General features: G+C 69.1%; 19 protein-coding genes. 10 read left to right on the forward strand and 9 right to left on the reverse strand.

Going from position 1 to position 20,100, the window contains the following annotated elements; translation table 11 throughout:
* A partial coding sequence (locus ACLBX8_RS28625) for a CHASE3 domain-containing protein (protein ID WP_447716198.1) occupies nt 1–922 on the reverse strand: 922 nt, incomplete at its 3' end.
* A 247-nt stretch (nt 923–1,169) separates the two neighbouring features.
* Here ACLBX8_RS28625 and ACLBX8_RS28630 point away from each other — a divergent pair.
* Nucleotides 1,170–3,503, forward strand: coding sequence for an EAL domain-containing protein (locus ACLBX8_RS28630; protein ID WP_132366517.1), 2,334 nt, complete (start codon nt 1,170–1,172; stop codon nt 3,501–3,503).
* 7 nt (nt 3,504–3,510) lie between these two features.
* Here the strand turns inward: ACLBX8_RS28630 and ACLBX8_RS28635 are convergent, their stop codons facing one another.
* Together ACLBX8_RS28635 and ACLBX8_RS28640 are read right to left on the reverse strand one after the other, a co-directional pair.
* On the reverse strand, nt 3,511–5,325 hold the full coding sequence (locus ACLBX8_RS28635) for an acyl-CoA thioesterase (protein ID WP_447698801.1): 1,815 nt from the start codon (nt 5,323–5,325) through the stop codon (nt 3,511–3,513).
* 196 nt (nt 5,326–5,521) lie between these two features.
* Nucleotides 5,522–6,406 (reverse strand): LysR family transcriptional regulator, encoded by an 885-nt coding sequence (locus ACLBX8_RS28640; RefSeq protein WP_447716199.1) that lies wholly within the window; start codon nt 6,404–6,406, stop codon nt 5,522–5,524.
* Nucleotides 6,407–6,614: 208 nt separating this feature from the next.
* Here ACLBX8_RS28640 and ACLBX8_RS28645 point away from each other — a divergent pair, with 208 nt between their 5' ends.
* The 6 genes from ACLBX8_RS28645 to ACLBX8_RS28670 all read left to right on the forward strand — a co-directional run bounded on the left by ACLBX8_RS28645 (nt 6,615) and on the right by ACLBX8_RS28670 (nt 12,719).
* Nucleotides 6,615–7,925 carry a dicarboxylate/amino acid:cation symporter gene (locus ACLBX8_RS28645; RefSeq protein ID WP_447716200.1) on the forward strand — a complete coding sequence of 437 codons (1,311 nt, stop codon included), beginning with the start codon at nt 6,615–6,617 and terminating at the stop codon, nt 7,923–7,925.
* Nucleotides 7,926–7,977: 52 nt separating this feature from the next.
* A complete protein-coding gene (locus tag ACLBX8_RS28650) occupies nt 7,978–8,817 on the forward strand; it encodes a bifunctional allantoicase/(S)-ureidoglycine aminohydrolase (RefSeq protein ID WP_091927803.1) in 840 nt (279 codons plus the stop codon).
* Entirely contained in the window at nt 8,814–9,326 is a 513-nt protein-coding gene (locus ACLBX8_RS28655; RefSeq protein WP_091927804.1) for an ureidoglycolate lyase, read from the forward strand. Before ACLBX8_RS28650 ends, ACLBX8_RS28655 begins: the two co-directional genes overlap by 4 nt.
* Nucleotides 9,327–9,556: 230 nt before the next feature.
* Nucleotides 9,557–10,591, forward strand: coding sequence for a TRAP transporter substrate-binding protein (locus ACLBX8_RS28660; protein WP_020093576.1), 1,035 nt, complete (start codon nt 9,557–9,559; stop codon nt 10,589–10,591).
* Nucleotides 10,591–12,228: an acyl-CoA synthetase gene (locus ACLBX8_RS28665; protein ID WP_447698798.1), complete on the forward strand. Its 1,638-nt coding sequence runs from the start codon at nt 10,591–10,593 to the stop codon at nt 12,226–12,228. Before ACLBX8_RS28660 ends, ACLBX8_RS28665 begins: the two co-directional genes overlap by 1 nt.
* Nucleotides 12,229–12,482: 254 nt before the next feature.
* Nucleotides 12,483–12,719 carry a hypothetical protein gene (locus ACLBX8_RS28670; RefSeq protein ID WP_447716201.1) on the forward strand — a complete coding sequence of 79 codons (237 nt, stop codon included), beginning with the start codon at nt 12,483–12,485 and terminating at the stop codon, nt 12,717–12,719.
* 32 nt (nt 12,720–12,751) lie between these two features.
* Here the strand turns inward: ACLBX8_RS28670 and ACLBX8_RS28675 are convergent, their stop codons facing one another.
* The 3 genes from ACLBX8_RS28675 to ACLBX8_RS28685 form a co-directional block, all read right to left on the reverse strand.
* On the reverse strand, nt 12,752–14,644 hold the full coding sequence (locus tag ACLBX8_RS28675) for a TRAP transporter large permease (RefSeq protein WP_447698797.1): 1,893 nt from the start codon (nt 14,642–14,644) through the stop codon (nt 12,752–12,754).
* Between the two features lie 404 nt (nt 14,645–15,048).
* Nucleotides 15,049–15,171 (reverse strand): hypothetical protein, encoded by a 123-nt coding sequence (locus tag ACLBX8_RS28680; protein ID WP_447698796.1) that lies wholly within the window; start codon nt 15,169–15,171, stop codon nt 15,049–15,051.
* 225 nt (nt 15,172–15,396) lie between these two features.
* On the reverse strand, nt 15,397–15,684 hold the full coding sequence (locus ACLBX8_RS28685) for a hypothetical protein (protein ID WP_447698795.1): 288 nt from the start codon (nt 15,682–15,684) through the stop codon (nt 15,397–15,399).
* A 464-nt stretch (nt 15,685–16,148) separates the two neighbouring features.
* On the opposite strand from ACLBX8_RS28685, the gene ACLBX8_RS28690 reads away from it, so the two are divergent.
* Nucleotides 16,149–16,379 carry a hypothetical protein gene (locus ACLBX8_RS28690; protein ID WP_447698794.1) on the forward strand — a complete coding sequence of 77 codons (231 nt, stop codon included), beginning with the start codon at nt 16,149–16,151 and terminating at the stop codon, nt 16,377–16,379.
* A gap of 11 nt (nt 16,380–16,390) precedes the next feature.
* On the opposite strand, the gene ACLBX8_RS28695 is transcribed toward ACLBX8_RS28690, so the two are convergent.
* The 3 genes from ACLBX8_RS28695 to ACLBX8_RS28705 all read right to left on the reverse strand — a co-directional run bounded on the left by ACLBX8_RS28695 (nt 16,391) and on the right by ACLBX8_RS28705 (nt 18,286).
* Nucleotides 16,391–16,531: a hypothetical protein gene (locus tag ACLBX8_RS28695; RefSeq protein ID WP_012319948.1), complete on the reverse strand. Its 141-nt coding sequence runs from the start codon at nt 16,529–16,531 to the stop codon at nt 16,391–16,393.
* A complete protein-coding gene (locus ACLBX8_RS28700; RefSeq protein WP_447683972.1) occupies nt 16,531–16,776 on the reverse strand; it encodes a hypothetical protein in 246 nt (81 codons plus the stop codon). Before ACLBX8_RS28700 ends, ACLBX8_RS28695 begins: the two co-directional genes overlap by 1 nt.
* A 292-nt stretch (nt 16,777–17,068) precedes the next feature.
* Nucleotides 17,069–18,286, reverse strand: a complete 1,218-nt coding sequence (locus ACLBX8_RS28705; RefSeq protein WP_447698793.1) for a flagellin N-terminal helical domain-containing protein — start codon at nt 18,284–18,286, stop codon at nt 17,069–17,071.
* 388 nt (nt 18,287–18,674) lie between these two features.
* Between ACLBX8_RS28705 and ACLBX8_RS28710 the strand changes: the two genes are divergently transcribed.
* Both ACLBX8_RS28710 and ACLBX8_RS28715 read left to right on the forward strand, forming a co-directional pair.
* A complete protein-coding gene (locus tag ACLBX8_RS28710; protein ID WP_042670628.1) occupies nt 18,675–19,217 on the forward strand; it encodes a glycosyltransferase family 2 protein in 543 nt (180 codons plus the stop codon).
* A 49-nt stretch (nt 19,218–19,266) separates the two neighbouring features.
* Entirely contained in the window at nt 19,267–20,064 is a 798-nt protein-coding gene (locus tag ACLBX8_RS28715; RefSeq protein ID WP_100253825.1) for a glycosyltransferase family 2 protein, read from the forward strand.
* Nucleotides 20,065–20,100 lie beyond the last annotated feature (36 nt).

A 20,100-nucleotide genomic window follows, 5' to 3' on the forward strand; every position in this document is an offset into this window, starting at 1 on the left:
GGGTGATCTCGTCCACCGTGGCGGCGGTCTCCTGCACGGCGGCGAACTGCTGCTCGACCGAGGCGGCCTGCTCCTGCGCCGAGGCGCGGATCTCGGCCGCGGCCGCGTTCAGGTCCGCCGTCGCCGCTCGGTTCGTCCGCGCAAGGTCCGACAGACCCGAGACCATCGTGTTCAGCGTCGTGCTCAGACGGCCCACTTCGCCGCCGGCGCGGACGTCGAGCGTGCTCGACAGGTCGCCCTCGCCGACCCGTCCCACGAAGCCCATCACCGCCACGAGAGGCCTGACGACGAGGCGGTTGATGGCGACCCCGATGCCCAGGCAGATCAGCAGCGTGATCAGCGTTCCGCCCCAGAGAGCGAGGCCCTCGTTGCGCTCGCTCCGCGCGACGCGCTCGGCCAGCGCGGCCCGAACCGCTCCTTCGAGACCCTCGATGGCCGCGAGCTTCTCGCGGAAGGTGTCGAACAGCCGCTTACCCTGACCGTCCGCCTCGATCTTGACCGCCTCGTCACGCTTCGCCGGATCGGCCGCGATTCGCACGACGACCTCGCCGACCTCGGTCTGCCAGCTGCGGGCCGCGGCCACCGCGTCGGCCAAGAGGCGCGTCCGCTCGGAATCGTGGCCGATCAGGGTCCTGAGCCTGTCGATCGCCTCGTCCAGTGTCTGGCGCCCCGTGCGGTATGGCTCCAGGCTGCCGTCGCGGCCCGTGATCAGGTAGCCGCGCAGTCCGGTCTCCTGATTGAGCATGGCCGCGCGGAAGCCGTCGAGGGCGCGGATCAGCTGGTTGGACCGGCTCCGGGCATCGGTCGCGTCCCGCAGCTGATCGGCCGTGATCAGGACCGCGCCGCTGGTCAGGACCGACACCAGGGCGATGACACCGATCGCACCGCCCAGGATGCGGTTGAGGCCCAGCGTTTGCGGCATCGTCTGCTTCATCCTACGCGGCCCCGCGGACGGCTCTGGCTGAGCCGCGACCGGGGCGCGCTCGCCTCTTAGCGCCGCCGCCCGGCGGATGCGAGCCGCACCGCCGGGTGCCGGTGCGATATTTACGAGTTGTAAACCGACGAGCGACTTGTACTTGTGCAAGCGAGCGATTGTGTATGCATCTAAATAGCGAGAGCCGCAGTTTTCGATCGTAAAGGTTTCTCAGAGGGCGTTTGCGTCGCGCGAGATGTTGATTTCTTTCCTGATCGATACCGATCGCAAAGCGGATCCACTCGACGCGAACCTTCGCGCGCGGGCCCGCGTCGAGCAGCTCGACGTCGCGCTCCGCCTGGTTCCCTTCACGATTCTTGTGAGCCTCAGCGTCGTACAGGTCATCGTCTACCTGTTCTGGCAACCGGGCAACCGGGTCTACCTCGCCGGGCTCGAGGCGCTCGTCCTGCCCCTGGCGGTGGTCTCGCTCCAGCAGTGCTGGCGCTGGCGCTCCCGTCCGAAACCGCTCGAAGTGCCGTCCTCGTTCGTCCAGGGCGTGGTGCTGGCCGCCCAGGCCTACGGCCTCCTGCTGGCCTCCATCCCGGTCATGCTCTTCGCCGGGGCCGACGCGCACGGGCGGCTCCTGATCGCCTCCAGCATCGCGGGCCTGATCGCGACCGGCATGAGCGCGGCGGTGCTGCCCCGCGTCGCCATCGGCTATTCCGGCCTGATCATCCTCGGCTCGTTCATCGCCCTCGCGACGACCGGAGAGCCCTTCTACATCTACGTCGCGGTCCTGCTGTTCTTCTACGCGATCTTCATCTGCTTCACGATCGTGCATCTCAGCCGGCTGTTGACGATGCGGGTCATCGCGCAGATCGAGCTGGAACGGCAGCAGGAATTCACCCACCTCCTGCTCAACGAGTTCGAGGAGAGCGCTAGCGACTGGCTCTGGGAGACGGATGCCGACCTGCGCCTCCAGCACGTCTCGCCGCGCCTGATCGAGGTCGCCGGCTCCTCCGAGCGCCAGCTGATGGGCCTGCCGCTGGAGCGGCTGCTGCTGCCGCCGGTGGCACCGCCCAGGAGCCACTCGAGCACCACCCTGTGGGGCTGCATCGCCGAGCGGCGCGCGTTCCGGAACCTGCACCTGCAGCTCGACATCGCCGGCGAGCGGCGGACGTGGTGCCTCAGCGGCAAGCCGACCTTCAACCGGGCCGGTGCCTTCTCGGGCTATCGCGGCGTCGGCTCCGACGTGACCGAGAAGCGGCGCTCCGAGGAGCGGCTGTCGTATCTCGCCCTGCACGATTCCCTGACCGATCTGCCCAACCGGGTCCTGTTCCATCAGCTCCAGGAAACGGCGCGGGAACGGCTCGCGCAGGGGGACCGGTTCGCCGTGCTCGCCCTCGACCTCGACGAGTTCAAGAGCGTCAACGACACCTTCGGCCACGCGGCCGGCGACAGGCTCCTGAAATCGGTCGCCGAGCGGCTGCGGAGCTTCGAGGCGTCCGACGTCCAGCTCGCCCGTCTGGCGGGCGACGAGTTCGCGGTTCTCGCGACCGGACGGAGCGCCCGGGACCTGCACGGCATCGAGTCGCTCGCGAACGGCATCGTCGAGGCGCTCGCGTCGCCGTTCACCATCGACGGCATCCGGCTGACCGTCAGCGTCAGCATCGGGATCGCGATCGCCCCGCAGGACGGGTGCCAGGAGATCATGCGGCGGGCCGACCTTGCCCTCTACCGCATGAAGAGCGAGGGCCGAAACGGCTACCGCTTCTACGAAGCCGAGATGGACGAGCGGATCGAGGCGCGGCGCGCCCTGACGGCCGACCTGCGGGGCGCCCTCGATCGGGACGAGTTCGTCCTCTACTTCCAGCCGATCGTGGCGGCCAAGGAGTGCCGCGTGCGCGGCTTCGAGGCGCTGATCCGTTGGAAACATCCGGTGCGCGGCTTCGTCTCGCCCGGCGAGTTCATCCCGCTCGCCGAGGAGACCGGGGTCATCATACCGCTCGGCGAGTGGATCCTCCGCGAGGCCTGCCGGATCGCGGCGGGCTGGCCGGGGGATGTCCGCATCGCCGTCAACCTGTCCCCGCGGCAGTTCCGGCACTCGGACCTGACGCAACTTGTCCGCTCCGCGCTGCGCACGAGCGGGCTCGCCGCCCCGCGCCTGGAACTCGAGGTGACCGAATCGGTGTTCCTGGAGGCTACGCCGGCGATCAACGCCACGCTCGCCAAGCTCCGCGAGATGGGCGTGCGGCTGTCCCTCGACGATTTCGGGACCGGCTACTCGAGCCTGAGCTACCTGCGCCGGATCGCCTTCGACAAGATCAAGATCGACCAGAGCTTCGTCCGCGACCTGCCGCAGGAGCGGAGCGCTGCGGCGATCGTGAACGCGATCATCGACATGGCGACGAGCCTCGACATGACGATCACCGCGGAGGGCGTCGAGACGGATGCCCAGCGCGCCTGCCTGCTGGAGCAGGGATGCCACGAGTTCCAGGGCTACCTGTTCAGCAAGCCGCTGCCGGCCGAGCAGGCCGCCGCGCTGGCGCGCAGCCGTCAACTCCTCCCGGCGGCGGTTCGGGCGGCGTGAGGCGCGGTCAGACCCCGAGCGGCGCGACGCCGGTCGTGCCGCTCCCGCCCGCGACGGCGTGCGGGGACGTCTTCGGCCAGTAGGGCAGGAAGCCCTCGATGATCGCCCGCGGAATATCGAGCGGGCGATAGTGGACGGTGTCCACGAACATCAGCGACTGCTCGCCCCGGCCGAGGAGGCCGTTGACCTCGCTGTGGATCTCGTGCGCCAGGGTCACGAACTTCCTGTTGTGGCTCGCGATCGAGATGCGGACGGTGACCGGCTCGAACTCCATCGCCTCCCGGCGGAAGTCGTGCTGGAAGGACTTCGTCAGAATGTAGAAGTCTGTCGATTTCAGGTCGAAATCCGGCATGCAGATGTTGAAGAACAGCTCGCGGGCCTTGCCCACCCAGCGCACGTAATTGGCGAAGTAGACGTTCCCGACCGAGTTGGTGTCGTCGTAGGTCGGGATGAGGCGCAGGACGAACCAGTGCCCGTCGAACCCGTGCGACGCGACGGCGTCTGTCTGGTCCACCGCCACGGGCACCGGCGCCGCCCGCGGCGCCCGCTCCGCCGCCGGGATCAGCTCCGCGACCGGCGGCGGCGCGCGCCAGCCGAGGACCTCGGCGATCATCGGGAGTGCGCCGATCAGGCCGATCAGCGGCGCGATGGCCAGCAGCGCCCAGCTCGGGGCCAGATAGCCCGTCACGAAGATCAGGCACGCCGTCGCCCCGATCATGGAGGTGAGAACCGGGTCGTAGCGGCGGGTCGCGCCGAGCGTCTCGCACACGAGACATGCCGCCGCCCCGACGAGGAGCGTGGCGAAGGGCATCATCAGGTAGAGGAGCGAGAGGTTCGCCCAGATCGCCGCCGCCGCTGTGGCGAGCGCGGCACCGAGGATCCAGACCGGCGACGCCACGAGGCCGGCCGGCACGAAGGCGAGGAGCGGGGAATTGCTGCGGGCCGTGACCGAGATCCCGAGCCAGCGCGTGGCGCTGTAGAAGCTGTCGATCGTGGTCGCGGCGGCGATCGCCGTCCAGATCACGAAGGCCACCGCGACGCCGGTCGCGGGTTCGCGCCCGATCGCCTGCGCCACGGCCGCGTAGGCTCCCGACAGGCCGTCGGACGAGACGACCGGCATGCCGAGACCCGCCCGCGCGGCCATGAGTGCGTTGATCGTCAGGAGACCGAGGAAGAGGAGCGCGCCGGTCACATAGGCCGCGCGCACCGACCCGCCCGACCGCCGGATCTCGACCGCCCGCTGCCACTGCTGGATGTCCATCCAGGGGCCGAGCAGGAAGCCGACCAGCGAGGGGACGACGAGCCCGTAGAAGCGCTCGTCGAAGGCCTGCAGCGGGACGTCCCAGCCGTCCCGGTGCGCGGACAGACCGCCGAGCAGGATCACGCTCGCGGCGAGCCCGACCGCCAGCGCCCCGCAATGGACGATGCGGATCCCGCGCAGCGGGACGGCGTGGCCGAGCGAGCAGGCGACGAGGACCAATGCGATCACGCCCACGGCGGCGTCGTGGCCGAACAGGGGAAGCCACGCGTAGGCCGCGAAGCCGAAGATCGTGATCGCGACGGCGAAGAACTGGGCCCCCATGAACAGGAGCGCGTAGGGGCCCTGCACGGCGGCCACGATCGCGTCGAGATTCCGACGGGGCGCGCCGAGCATCCAGCCGAACAGGCCGAGACCGGTCGCGTTCGGCAAGGCGAAGGCAAGGAACCCGAGCCAGCCGTATGTCAGCGTGACATGGATCGCGTAGAAAAACCCGAGCCCCCAGAACCACGACAAAGCAATCGTGGGTGCCCAGGCCGCGGAGCGGATGAACTGGGAAGGCATTGTGGCTTCAAGCGCTCCGGACCTTAAGCTGCAATAGCGTAACAGATTCGTTTCGGGAATATGGCGAACCCAAAAGAAGGCGGATACAGGAAATTCAGTGAGGGAAAAGCATCGGGCTGCTCCGCCACGGCCGGCTATCCGAGGGCGCGCGTGTCCTACAGGCGCCCGCCATGGCGCCGAGGCCCGGGTGATCCGCCTAGTCGGCGAGCGTCTTCCGACCGTCGCGGACCAGATCGACGAAGTTGCAGACCAGAGCGGCTTTCGCGGGCGACCACAGCGCGAAGACGTCGGCGCGGATGCGGGGGCCCTCGAGCGGCCTGTAGACCACGTCGGCATGCGCCAGCCGGGCGACGTATTCCGGGATGATGGCGATGCCCAGGCCGGATGCGACGAGGCTCGTCAATGAGGCCGCTTCGACGGCCTGATGGGTGATGGTGGGGACGAAGCCGGCCTCGACGCAGCAATCCCAGAGGTACTTGGCGAACAGCGAATCGGACATCCGGAGGAACACGAACCGCTCGTCGCGCAGGTCGGCGAGCCGGAGCCTGCCCCGCGCGAGACGGTGCCCCCTCGGAAGGACGACCTGCACGGTCTCGCACCACGCGCGGACCCGGACCAGATCGGCATCCTGCGGCGGGGCTCGCAGGAAGCTGACGTCGGTCTGCCCCGCCTTCAGCATCGCGATCTGGCGATCCGGCGACATCTCGTGGATCCGGAGATCCACCGCGGGATAGACCTGCGCGAAATCCCGGATCGCGTGCCCGAGCGGCCCGGCGAGCATCGAGCCCGTCAGGCCGACATTGATGATGCCGGCGGTGCCCGCGCCGATCGCCCGGGCGCGCTCGACGGCCTCGGCGGCCCGCTCCAGGAGCCCGATCGCCTGAATGTGAAAGTCGTGACCGGCCCGCGTCAGCGCCACGCGCCGGGTCGTCCGCTCGAAGAGGGCCGTCCCGATCTCCGCCTCCAGATCGCGGATCTGCTGGCTGAGCGGCGGCTGCGCGACACCGAGGCTGTCTGCGGCGGCGGTGAAGCTCAGGTGCTTCGCCACAGCGACGAAGTAGCGGAGATGGCGCAGTTCCATGTGCGGATTAAAACTCTGAGCGTTTCAAACTAAATGAAATAGATATTTGACGTCTAGATCGTTCGGCACGATTTTGCCGCCGGGAAGGCCGAGCAGGCATCGCTTTGCACAATGCCGCCGCGCCGCGCGGTCGGGCTCGACCGGACCTGCCCATGAGAGGCGGGACGATCGCGGTCGGGTCGGGGCAAGCCTTCCGAGGGAGATCGCGATGAAGCGCTTGTACGGGTCGCTGTTCGGGCAGGTTGTGGCCGCCCTGATGATCGGCATCCTCGTCGGCCGGCTCTGGCCCGAGTTCGCCGTCACCCTCAAGCCGCTGGGCGACGTCTTCATCAAGCTCATCAAGATGGTGGTCGCGCCGCTGGTCTTCGGCGTCGTCGTGCACGGCATCGTCGGCGCGGGCGACCTCCGGAAGGTCGGTCGCGTCGGGCTCAAGTCCCTGATCTACTTCGAGGTGGTGACGACCATCGCGCTCGCGCTGGGGCTCGTCCTCGCCTACGTCTTCGCGCCCGGTCACGGCATGAACGTCGATGTGGCGACCCTCGATGCCAAGTCGCTCACCAGCTACACCGACCGGGTCGGGCAGGTGACGGGCACCGTCGACTTCCTGATGAAGATCGTGCCGACGACCTTCGTCGACGCCTTCGCCAAGGGCGACATCCTCCAGGTTCTGCTCCTCGCGATCCTGTTCGGCGCCGGGCTCTCGCTCCTCGGCGAGCGCGGCAAGCCGCTGGCCGACAGCCTGGAGCGCATCACCGAGGTCCTGTTCCGGATCATCGGCTTCATCGTGCGGCTGGCGCCGCTCGGCGTGCTGGGCGCGGTCGCCTTCACGGTCGGGAAGTACGGCGTCGGGTCCCTGAAGCAGCTCAGCATGCTGGTGATGCTCTTCTACGCCGGCGTCGCGCTCTTCGTGGTCGTGGTGCTCGGCAGCATCATGCGGCTCGCGGGATTCAGCCTCTTCAAGCTGCTCGCCTACCTGCGCGAGGAGTTGACCGTCGTCGCCGGCACCGCCTCGTCGGACTGCGTGCTGCCGCAGGTCATGCGCAAGCTGGAGCGGCTCGGCATCAAGGAATCCACCGTCGGCCTCGTGATCCCGACCGGCTACTCCTTCAACCTCGACGCCTTCTCGCTCTACCTGACCCTCGCCACCGTGTTCATCGCCCAGGCGACCAATACGGACCTGTCCTTCGGCCACCTGATGCTGATCCTCGGCATCGCGCTCCTGACCTCCAAGGGCGCCCACGGCGTGCCCGGCTCGGCGATCGTCGTCCTCGCCGCCACGCTGTCGGCGGTGCCGGAGATCCCGGTGATCGGGCTGGTCCTCGTCCTGTCGGTCGACTGGTTCGTCGGCATCGCCCGCGCCCTCGGGAACCTGATCGGCAACTGCGTCGCGACCGTCGTCATCGCCGCCTGGGAGGGCGACATCGACCGGGCGCGGGCCAACCGCGTCCTGAACGGCGAGGACACCACCGACACGGCGGAGATCCTCGAGGCGCCCGTCGCCGAGCCGCGCACCGCGTGACCAGATCCCCGACAGACGTTTACAGTTTGAAGTCGAATTCCGGAGACCGACCATGAGCGCTGGAGCCTACAACCCCCCGTGCGGTGGCCTACCCGGCCAGACGCGGCTGATGACCGGCCGCGCGGTGTTCACCGAGGCCTACGCGGTGATCCCCCACGGCGTGATGAGCGACATCGTCACCAGCCTCCTTCCGGGCTGGGACAGGACCCAGGCCTGGATCGTGGCCCGGCCGCTCTCAGGCTTCGCCGAGACCTTCGCCCAGTACCTCATGGAGGTCGCCCCCGGCGGCGGCAGCCAGGCCCCCGAGCCGGAGCCGCAGGCCCAGGGCGTCCTGTTCGTGGTCGCCGGCACGGCCAGCCTCACCCTGGAGGGCGCGCGCCACGCCCTGCGGCCGGGCAGCTACGCCTACCTCGCCCCCGGGGCGGCCTGGGCCCTGCGCAACGACGGCGACGCGCCCGTGCGGTTCCACTGGATCCGCAAGGCCTACCAGCCCGCGGCCGGCCTCGACGCGCCGACGTCCTTCGTCACCCACGAATCGGCGGTCGAGCCGGCCGGCATGGTCGGCACCGACGGCGCCTGGGCGACGACCCGCTTCGTCGCCTCCGACGACCTGCGCCACGACATGCACGTCAACATCGTCAGCATGCGACCGGGCGCCTCGATCCCATTCGAGGAGACCCACGTCATGGAGCACGGACTGTTCGTGCTGGAGGGCAAGGCGGTCTACCGGCTCAACCGCGACTGGGTCGAGGTCGAGGCGGGCGATTTCATGTGGCTGCGCGCCTTCTGCCCCCAGGCCTGCTACGCGGGCGGGCCGGGCCCGTTCCGGTACCTGCTGTACAAGGACGTCAACCGCCACCCGGCGCTGGCGCCGCGCGGGCTCGGCCGGTGAGCGCGGGCGCCCGCACGGTCGTCGCCCGGCCGCTGACGGCCGAGGCGTTCGCGCCGTTCGGCACGGTGATCGACGCCGCCGCGGTGGCGCCGCGGCCGATGAACGGCGGGATGGCGCGGCGCTTCCACGATCTGGCGGCGGTCGAGGTCGTGGGCGAGGGGTCGCGGGTGGTGATCGGGCTGGTCGAGGCGCAGCCCTACCCGGTGCCGCTGCGGCTCGGCCTGGTCGAGCGGCACCCGCTGGGCGCGCAGGCGTTCCTGCCGCTGAGCGCGGCGCCGTTCTTGGTGGTGGTCTGCCCGGACGCGGAGGGCCGTCCCGGTCCGCCCCAGGCTTTCGTGACGGCGCCGGGGCAGGGGGTCTGCTACGCGCGCAACACGTGGCACGGGGTGCTGACGCCCTACGGCCAGCCGCAGGACTTCGTGGTGGTCGACCGCGGCGGCCCGGGCGTGAACCTCGAGGAACACACCTTCGAGGAACCCTGGACGGTGCATCTGCCCGGCCGGGACTGAGGCCGAGCGCGCCATCCGCGCCGTCGCCGCGTCGCCACGGTCTCGCGCGGCCGGGGCCGCCTCCGGCCGCCCCGTATCAGCGGCGGCCGGATGCAATTATTCCCGGGGACGCGGCCGCGAAAGTCCGTTGACTGGCACCGGTCAGCGGCTATCGAGGCCGCAATCAGGAGTCCGCACCAACGCGGACCCGAGGAAACGCCGGGCCCCGCGCCCGCATCGGAAAGGCCGCCATGTCCCCGTACCGCACGCCCCTGTCCCGCCGCCGATTCCTGGCGACCGGCTCGACGGCCCTCATCGCCGGTACCGTGGCGGCCCCGCACGTGGCGCGGGCGCAGAAGGCGGAATTCACGTACAAGTACGCCAACAACCTGCCCGACACCCATCCGATGAACATCCGCGCCCGCGAGATGGCGGAGGCGCTGCGTACGGAGACCGGCGGCCGGTTCGACCTCAAGATCTTCCCGACGAGCCAGCTCGGCTCCGACACCGACACGCTCAGCCAGCTGCGCTCGGGCAGCGTCGAGTTCTTCACGATGTCGCCGCTCATCCTCTCGACGCTGGTGCCGAACGCGTCGATCAACGGTATCGGCTACGCCTTCCCGAGCTACGACGCCGTCTGGCCGGCCATGGACGGCGAGCTCGGCGCCTGGGTCCGCCAGCAGATCGCCAAGGCCGGCCTAGTCGCCATGGAGAAGATCTGGGACAACGGCTACCGCCAGACCACCTCGTCGACCAAGCCGATCGCCACGCCCGACGACTTCAAGGGCTTCCGGATCCGCGTCCCGGTCTCGCCGCTCTGGACCTCGATGTTCAAGGCCTTCGACGCGGCTCCCGCGTCGATCAACCTGAACGAGACCTACTCGGCCCTGCAGACCAAGATCGTCGAGGGCCAGGAGAACCCGCTGGCGGTGATCTCCACGACGAAGTTCTACGAGGTGCAGAAGTACTGCTCGCTCACCAACCACATGTGGGACGGGTACTGGTTCCTGGCGAACCGCCGCGCCTGGGAGCGACTGCCGGCGGACCTGCGCGAGACGGTGGCCCGCCACATCAACGCCGCCGGGATGAAGGAGCGGGCCGACGTCGCCCAGCTCAATGCCAACCTGCAGGCGGACCTGTCGAAGAACGGGATGGTCTTCAACAAGCCCGACCCGGAGCCCTTCCGCGACAAGCTGCGCAAGGCCGGCTTCTACGCCGAGTGGAAGGGCCGGTACGGCGACGAGGGTTGGTCGCTGCTCGAGAAGGCCTGCGGGAAGCTCACCTGATGGGCGCCGCGGGGGCGCCGCGCGGCGGGGTCGCGCCGTGCTCCCGGCGGGTGATGAATCTCGCCCATTTCCTGCGCCGCGCCGCGCGCCGATTTCCGAACGCGGTGGGGCTCGCCTGGGGCGAGCGGCGCTGGACCTGGGCCGAGCTCGACGCCCGGGTCGACGCGATGGCGGCGGCGCTCGCCGCCCGTGGCGTGACCAAGGGTGATCGCGTCCTGGTCCAGGCGCGCAACAGCAACCAGCTGTTCGAGTCGATGTTCGTCTGCTTCCGGCTCGGGGCCGTCTGGGTGCCGGCCAATTTCCGGCAGACGCCCGCGGAGATCGCCTATCTCGCCCGTGCCAGCGGCGCCTCGACGCTGATCTGCGGCGCGGGTTTCCCGGAGCACGCCGCCGCCGTGCGCGAGGCCTGCCCGGATCTGGACCGCGTCGTGGCGATCGGCGACGCGGCTTTCGGGGCCGGCTACGACGCCCTCGTCGCGGACCATCTCGGCGCGGCCGCGCCCGTTGCCGATGTCGAGCACGACGATCCGTGCTGGTTCTTCTTCACTTCCGGCACGACGGGCCGCCCCAAGGCGGCGGTCCTGACCCACGGCCAGATGGCCTTCGTCATCACCAATCACCTCTGCGACCTGATGCCGGGCACGACGGAGGCCGACGCGTCCCTGGTCGTGGCGCCGCTCTCGCACGGCGCCGGCATCCACCAGCTCGCGCAGGTCGCGGCCGGCACCAAGACGGTGCTGACCGCGGGCGAGCGGCTCGATCCCGAGGAGGTCTGGGCTCTCATCGAGGCGTGGCGCGTCACGAATCTCTTCACCGTGCCGACCATCGTCAAGCTGCTGACCGAGCACCCCGCGGTGTCGACGCACGATCATTCCAGCCTGCGCCACGTCATCTACGCGGGCGCGCCGATGTACCGGGCGGACCAGCAGCACGCGCTGCGGGTGCTCGGGCCGGTGCTGGTGCAATACTTCGGCCTCGGCGAGGTGACGGGCAACATCACGGTGCTGCCGCCACGCCTGCACGCGGCCGAGGACGGGCCGGACGTCAAGGTCGGCACCTGCGGATTCGAGCGCACCGGCATGCAGGTCCAGATCCAGGACATGCAGGGCCGCGAGTGCCCGCCGGGCGCCACCGGCGAGATCTGCGTCTGCGGCCCGGCCGTGTTCGCGGGCTACTACGACAATCCGGAGGCCAACGCGGCGGCGTTCCGCGACGGCTGGTTCCGGACCGGCGATCTCGGCCATCTCGATTCCGAGGGCTTCCTGTTCATCACCGGCCGCGCCTCGGACATGTACATCTCCGGCGGCTCGAACGTGTATCCGCGCGAGATCGAGGAGAAGCTCCTCACGCATCCGGCGATCACCGAGGCCGCGATCCTCGGCGTCCCGGATCCCGGCTGGGGCGAGGTCGGCGTCGCGGTCTGCGTCGCCCGTCCCGGGGCCGCGGTGCAGGAGGGAGAGCTGATCGCGTGGCTGTCGGCGACCGTCGCCCGTTACAAGCTGCCTCGGCGCGTGTTCTTCTGGGAGGCCCTGCCGAAATCCGGCTACGGCAAGGTGACGAAGCGCGCGATCCGCGAGGGACTTGAGGCGCGGGGAGACCTGCCCCTCGACGGGCAGGCGAGGCCGCAGGCCCGATAGGGCTGTCGCGATCCCATCCGGTTGATGCGGCATCCCGTCTTTGCGAGCGGAGCGAAGCAATCCAGTCGGCGCCACGATCTCAGTGGACGCGCCGCCCTGGATCGCTTCACTTCGCTCTCGAGGACGCCAGCGGCGGAATCGGCCTCCATATGCGGGATGCAGTTTCAGGGAGCCGCGTCGACCTAAGGGGGTCCGACCGGTGGCAGACATTCCGAGCGGAAAGTCGGGCCGGTCCTTACCCCTCCGCGCACATCATGATCTCGCTGCATGACAGCTCCGAGATGCAGACCCTGACATGTCCCCGGAGCCGCGCGCATATTGCAGTGCAGCACGCCGGGCCCCCGCCCGGCCAGGACCGGGATCTCGGCGCCATGACAACCCTCGCGAATTTCGTCAGCCGGCTCGAGGGTGCAGTGCGGCGCGCCGCGGCCGAACGCTACGCCGAGCAGCGCGAGCGGATCGCGCGGACCGGCGGCGCCGGCATGATCTGATCGCGCGCGGCGCGTCCCCGCGGTGGAGATCGTCAGAGGAAGCCGATCGAGAACCAGGGGACGAGGATGATGGCGAGCAGCCCGATCAGCAGGGCCACGATGTAGCCGACGATCGGGCGCATCCCGGCATCGGGATGGATCCGGCTGATGGCGCAGGCGGCGTAATAGCCGACGCCGAAGGGCGGGGCGAACAGGCCGATGCCCATCGCGAGGATCACCACCATGGCGTAGTGGACCTCGTGCACGCCCACCGCCCGGGCGATCGGGAACAGCAGCGGCCCGAACAGCACGATCGCCGGTATGCCCTCCAGCACCGAGCCCAGGATGATGAAGGCGAAGGCCGAGACGAACAGGAACCCGAGCGCGCCGCCCGGGAGACTCTTCATCACCTCGGCGAGCGTCTGCGAGAAGCCCGACTGCGTCAGCGCCCAGGCCATCCCGGTGGCCGCACCGATGATCAGCAGGATCGCCCCCGACAGGGTCGCGGTGGTCACCAGCATCGGGTAGAGCCGCCGCCACTCGAACTGGCGGTAGATCAGCAGGCCGGCCAGCGCCGCGTAGACGATGCCGATGGTCGAGACCTCGGTGGCAGTGGCGATGCCCTCGACCACGGCGAAGCGGATCACGAAGGGCAGCGCGAGCGCCGGGATCGCCACCAGGAAGGCGCGGCCGATGGCGCGGCCGGACGGCCGGGCGACGTGGCTCAGGTCCTCGCGGCGGTAGCGCCACCAGACCAGCGCGCAGAGCGTCGCGGCGAGCACGAGGCCCGGCATCAGGCCGCCGGTGAACAGGGCGGTGATCGACACGCCGGTGACCGAGCCGATGGTGATCAGCACGATCGAGGGCGGGATCGTCTCGGTCTGCGCGCCCGTGGTGGCGAGCAGCGCCACGAGGTCGCCCTCCTTGGCGCCGCGGGCCTTCATCTCGGGGAACAGCACGGGCGCCACGGCGGCCATGTCGGCGGCCTTGGAGCCGGAGATGCCCGAGACGAGGTACATGGCGCCGACCAGCACGTAGTGCAGGCCGCCGCGGACGTGTCCCAGCAGCGAGGCCAGGAAGCCGACCATGGCCTTGGCCATGCCGGTCATCTCGATCAGCAGGCCGAGGAACACGAACAGCGGCACCGCGAGCAGGATGAGGTGGCTCATGCCCTCGTCCATGCGGCCGACCACCACCATCGACGGGGCGTCGGTGGTCAGCGCGATGTAGGCGAAGGTCGACAGGCCGAACGCGAAGGCGATCGGCACGCCGGAGAAGACCAGCGCGCCGACACCGACGACGAAGAACAGCAGCAGGTTGAGGTTGCCGAGGTTGGCGAGCCACGGCTGCAGCGCCAGGAGCGCGGCGGCAACACCGCCCCCCAGGATCAGCGCCCCCACGGTCAGTTTCCAGTCGGCGGTCTCCAGGAGTCGGATCAGCGCCACGATCAGCATGAGGCCGAGGCCGATCGGCAGGGCGGCGGCGCGCCACGCGTTGTTCAGCTCCAGCGCCGGCGTCTGCACGAAGGTCTCCTCGCTGGCGAACTCGAAGGCCGGCTCCAGCAGCAGGGCGACGAAGATCAGGCCGGCCACCAGCGCGACCGTCTCTAGGAAGGCGCGCAGGCGCGGGCCGCTCATGGCCACGAAAGCGGTCATGCGCATGTGCTCGGCGCGCCGGAAGGCGACCACGGCGCCGAGCATGGCGAGCCACAGGAACAGGATCGAGGCGAGCTCGTCCGACCAGATGATGGGATCGCGGAACACGTAGCGGCTGACGACACCGCTGAGCAGCACCGCGATCTCGGCCAGGACGAGCAGTGCCGCCGGGATCTCCACGAGGTGGCCGAGCCCGGCATCCACCCGGCGCAGCCAGCCGCGGGCGCGCAGCGGCGGGCCCGAAAATTCAATCCCCGCCGTCGACTCGACGGCCGCAACATCGATCTGCATGGCGCCCCTCCGTCGGGGCCGCTCCCGATGCCGCTGGCGGCGGGATCGACCCCACATGCGTCTTCGCGTGTGTCTTGCGGTGCGTCTCGGCGCGCCTTCGTTCTCCGATACCGTTATCCGATCCTGCGGAAAACGGTCCCGGTCAGTTTGCCCGACGCATCCTCACGATGCGACCGCGCCCCGTCGCCGTACTTCGTTTTCCAGTCCTTGTGGAATCTCTGCCGTTCAGCAGCGCGCGAATCCGCGCCAGCAGGTCGGCCGGCTCGCGGATGCGGGCCGCCCGAGCGGGTCGCGGAGCGGCGTGACAGTTTCCTAACCCAGCGGCATCCGCACCAAATTTTCGCTGCGGGGCGGTCCTGAGACGATGTCGGCGACGAACGCCTCGGTGATGAGGCGGGCAGGGTTCATGCCGGCGGCGAGCCGCAACCCGAAGCCGGATGGGCGCTCAGGAATCGCGCCAGCCGCAGCGCCACGAGGTCGAAGACGCGGTTCGACTCGGCGGAGGCGCGCCCGACATGGTCGCACAACGCTTCTCCGGCAGGGGTCCGCGGGATGCCCTGACCCACCTGCTCGAACAGAACGACGCCCAGCGTCTCTTCCGTCCTGCGCGATGCCCGACTGACTGCGCTCGGGGGAGAGGTTGGACGGCGGAGCGGTGTACGGACGGCCTCATTCCGGGCAGGATGGGCCCGCGACCGGTGCCGCTGGGATCGGGCCCGGGCCGGCGATATGCCGGTCGCGGCGCGCCGGGATCAGGCCGACCGGTTGCCGCGGACCCGGACTGGCGCGGCGACCGGGACGATCTTGCCCTGCTGGGCAACCTCGCAGAGGACCGCCACCATCGCGTCGGCCTGCGTCTCGAGGTCGGGCGGCCCGACATCGTCGCGCGTGTTGCGCCACGCGATGAAGATGCAGGCGAGGATGGCCGACGCGCTGGCTGCCAGGGGTGCGATGATCAGCGCGGCGAGGGCGCTCACTGGCGCCAGGATCGTGGCTGTCGCGAGACCGCTGACGATGGCTGCGGCTATCAAGACGATCATCGGAGCCTCGCCCGATCTGCGTGGCCGGATCCCGTGCCCGTCCACCGTCCTAGGATCACGTCACAAAGGTTTACGCTTCGTTAACGGGAAGCTTCCATCCGCTAATTCCGTGGCAGCTGTCCCGCCGATTGCTTGACGATCGCCCGTTCAGCGCCCGCGAGGACAGGTCGGGGCGCAGATTCGTGCCCCCGGCTCCGGTTAGCCGGGTCGCGCAACACGACGAGCTGCGCCGTGGCCGGCCAGATCGCGGACGCCGGCACGCCGGTGGCCCCGGACTGTGCGGAGATTGTTCACGCCTTCGTGAGGTTGCGCGCTGCAATCCGCTCGCGCAGCGTGTCGACCACATGCCCAGAAATGTTCAAACTGATACGGTCGGATCAGGCCTAGTACAGGGCGATCCCTTGCTGCTCAGGGTTGGGCGATGATAGCCCTTGCGCGTCCGGCGTGTAGGAATTCTGTCTCCAATGGCCATCGATGTTCGAGCTGTCGCGCGCCTGCGCGAGATCGCAGCCGTCATTGGCTGTCCGGTCGAGGCCTTCTACGGACCGGATGGCGAGGCCGTCGACTTCGGCATGACGCACGAACTCTTTCACCTCTGGCACGCGATACAGGATCCGAAAGCGCGTCAGCGCGTCCTGAACAGCGCGCGGCGTGAGGCTCTCGGCGACGCGGTCCCCGGGACGGCCGCCGAATAGCCGCCGCGCCGTCAGCGCCCCTGTGCGATCCAGCCCAGGACCGTCGCGCAGCGCTCGGCCTGCTCGCGGGTCAATCCCGACGCGACGGCGGCGCCGTTGCGGTAGACCACGAAGGTCCCGTCGTCGGTCGCGCGGATCTTGACGGACGCCATCACTCGGCTCCCGACGTGAGAGCCTGAAGCTGGGAGAGGCCGGCCGCGGTGATCTGCCAGACCGCCACTGGACCACCCGGATCCTCGAGCGGATCGATCCGCCGGAGATGGCCGGTGCTCTCGAGCGCCGTCAGTCGGCTGTGGTCGCCGGGCCAGGACGCGTCCGCCCTCTGACGGATCGTGATCTGATAATCCCGTGCCTCCGCTGCCTTGTTGAGGAGACGGCGCTGGTGGTTCACTCGCATCGGCACTCCGGCTCAGCTCGGGTCGGTACGCAGTAACTACGGACAGGCTGGCCGATACGGTTAAGCTTGGCAACCCCGCGGTCGCAACGGGCTCTGGATCGTCCTGTTCAGAATGCGTGCGGCGCGAGGGCCGCCTTGCCGCGTGGATTCTCCGCGGCGCTCCCTCGAGCCGGGGCGGTTGCCGGCGCGACGTCGGCTTCGGATGCCGGGCTCCACGATCGCGGGCGCGGACATAGAGAAAGGCCGACCGGGTTGCCCCGGCCGGCCTCTGTCGCTTCGCGGTGCGTGTCGCTTACCGCAGGAGCTGGAGGACGCCCTGCTGGGCGGAGTTGGCCAGCGACAGGGCCGAGATGCCCATCGACTGGCGGGTCGACAGCGCCTGCGAGTTCGCCGCCTCCTGGTTCAGGTCGGCGTTGGTCAGGTTGGCCGAGCCCGTCTGCAGCACGTTGATCAGCTGCTTGGAGAAGTCTTGGCGGTTCTGAACCACCGACAGGTTCGAGCCCAGGGAGCTCGCCGCGGAGGTCAGCGAGTTGCCGGCGCTGGTCAGGGTCGCCAGAGTCTTGTTGACGTCCGAGTTCAGCAGGAAGTTGCCGAGGCCGTTCTGGCTCGACGAGTTGTTCGAGCTGGTGATCGACGACAGGCCCAGGCCGCTCGCCGTGGCGTCGACCGAGGCGACGTTGAGGGTCGAGCTGCCGGTGTCGTTGAACTTGATGTTCAAGTCATTGCCCTTGCCGGCAATGAGGTTGACGCCGTTGTAGCTGGCGTCGCCGGCGAGCTGCGTAATCTGGTTGAGCAGGTTGTTGTACTGGTTGGCCAGCGAGGCGCGCTGCGTCACGCCCGAGATCGACAGGTCGCTGGACACGACGGTGCTGGCGGCAGTGCCGTAGGTCGAGGCGGTGGTGGCCGAGGCGGTGAAGCCGAGTGCCGTCTGGCTGCCGGAGTTCTGGAATTCCACGTCCGCCTGGGCGTTCAGGACGATCTTGGTGCCGGTGCTGTCGACCGAGAAGATCGCGCCGGCGCCGAACGAGCCGCTCGACGAGGTCGAGGCCGAGCTGACCGCGGAGTTCAGGGCCGCGACCGTGGCGCTGATGCTGGAGGAGGCGGCGACCGTGGCCGAGACCGAGGTACCGTTGATCGTCAGGAGCACCGTCTGGGAGGCGGTGCTGGCGCTGTAGGCGTTGGCGGCGGTGCCGGTGGTGGAGAGCTGGGTCGAGAGCGCCTGGTTGGCGATCGACTTGGCCTGGTCCACGAGCTTCTGGATCGAGGTGATGCCCTGGTTGGCGGCCTGGATCGACTGGATGCCGTTGGAGACGCCGTCGAGGAGCGAGTTCAGGCTCGAGGAGCGTCCGTCGAGGGCCTGGGAGGTGAAGAAGTTGGTCGGGTTGTCGAGGGCGGAGTTGACGGTCTTGCCGGTCGCGAGCCGGTTCTGGGTGGTCGCCATCAGCTGGGCGGTGTCCTGCAGCGAGAGCAGGTTCTGACGCGTGGCGGCCGACAGGGTGATCGAGGACATAGGTCTTATCTTTCTGATTTGATGCACCCGTTTCTCGGGTACGCCAGTAATCGTCCTCCAAACGTTTCGCGGGGGTTAAATCAATTGCCGACTCCCAGTGTGTCCGAAGTGATCGTTAATGAATCGATCCTTTAGGCGCTCAGTATTTACGGATCGCGGAGCGTGTTCAAGATCCATTAACCATCCGCAGCCATAAGCTGTGACGCAAACCAAGTCTGTCGCGCCTGCCCGACCGGTGGCGATCCGGTTCGGTCGGCGCGGCGGGTACGGGGCGCACCTTGCAGGGAGCTCAGATGTGATCGCTCAAGCGTCCGGTGATGTTGGCGCCGCGACCCCTTCCGCGTCGCCGAAGTTGCCCCATGTGGCGATCGCGATCCCCTGCGGGACCATGGTCCACGCAGACTTCGCCGTGAGCCTCGGATCGATGATGCACTCGCTCGGCGAGATGCCGATGTCGATCGTCGTCGGGAAGTCGTCGATCGTCGCCGATGCCCGCAACCTCGGCCTCGAATACGCGCAGAAGTACGGGGCGGAGTACGTCCTGTTCATCGACAGCGACATGACCTTCCCGAAGGACGCACTCCTCAAGCTCCTCGTGCGGCAGGTCGACATCATCGGCGCGACCTATTCCCGCCGCACCGCCCCGTTCCACTTCCTGGGCGACATCCTCCCGGAGCAGCCGGCCGACGCGCCGAAGGGTCTGCTGGAGATGTCCCGAATCCCGACCGGCTTCCTGCTGATCAAGTCCACGGTCTTCGAGAAGCTGAAGAAGCCCTATTTCCGCTTCCGCGTCGACGAGGAAGCCGGCGTGAACATCGGCGAGGACTTCGACTTCAGCGACCGGGCACGCGCCGCCGGCTTCCGGATCTGGTGCGATCCGTATCTCAGCAAGGAGCTCGGCCATATCGGCGAGCAATCCTTCAAGCTCTGACAGCGTTCCGCGCCGCGGCGCGCGACGCCCGACACGGTGAGGCGTGGGAATGAGGATCGCGATCATCACGCCGTCGAGGCTCAAACCCTCGACCCTGGCCGGAAAGGCCGGCCAGTACTTTTTGGAGCACGCGATCGCGAGCGCCAACGCCCAGGAGCTCGACCGGCCGGCGACGATCCACTTCTTCGTCGGGACCGATCCCGGGACCGAGATCCCGGCGCGGCTCGCCGCGCACCCGCAGGTCACCTTCGCGCGCGGCCCGCAGAGGGGCCAGATCCCCGCGCTGAACGCCGCCATCGCCGCCGTCGACGACAGCTGGGACCTCGTCGGCTTCCTCGAGGACGACGATCACTGGCTGCCCGCCTATCTGGGCTTCGCGCTGAGGGCCCTCGAGAGCTTCGATTTCGTCTCCTCGACGCAGCTCGAGACCGACGAGGCCGGCGAGGTGGTGCGGATCAACGACTTCGCGACGCCGTCGGGCTGGCTGATGCGGCGGACCACCTTCGCGCAGGTCGGCGCGATCAGCCCCGCCGCGAAGTGGCATTACGACAACGAGTGGCTCGGCCGCCTCGCCGAGACCGGCCTGCGACGCGCCCACCTCGTCGAGGCGACGGCGCCCGTCACGCTGCAGGACGCGATCCAGGTCCGCCCGTGGCTCGCCAACGTCCTGCGCAACGGCGGCCCCAACGTGCAGCTCGTGCGGCACGGCTTCGTCCTGCCGCTGGTGTGCCGCCTCGTGCATCCGGGTTCCGGAACCTCGGATGTCGGCTCGGGCGGCACCTCCAAGGCCGAGAGCAACGCCGAGTACCAGCGGCTGGTCGACCGCTTCGGCCGCATCCCCTGGTGAAGGCGCCGGGTGGAGCACCCGACGCCCGCAGCCTCC

This window comes from Methylobacterium sp. D48H (assembly GCF_053345715.1).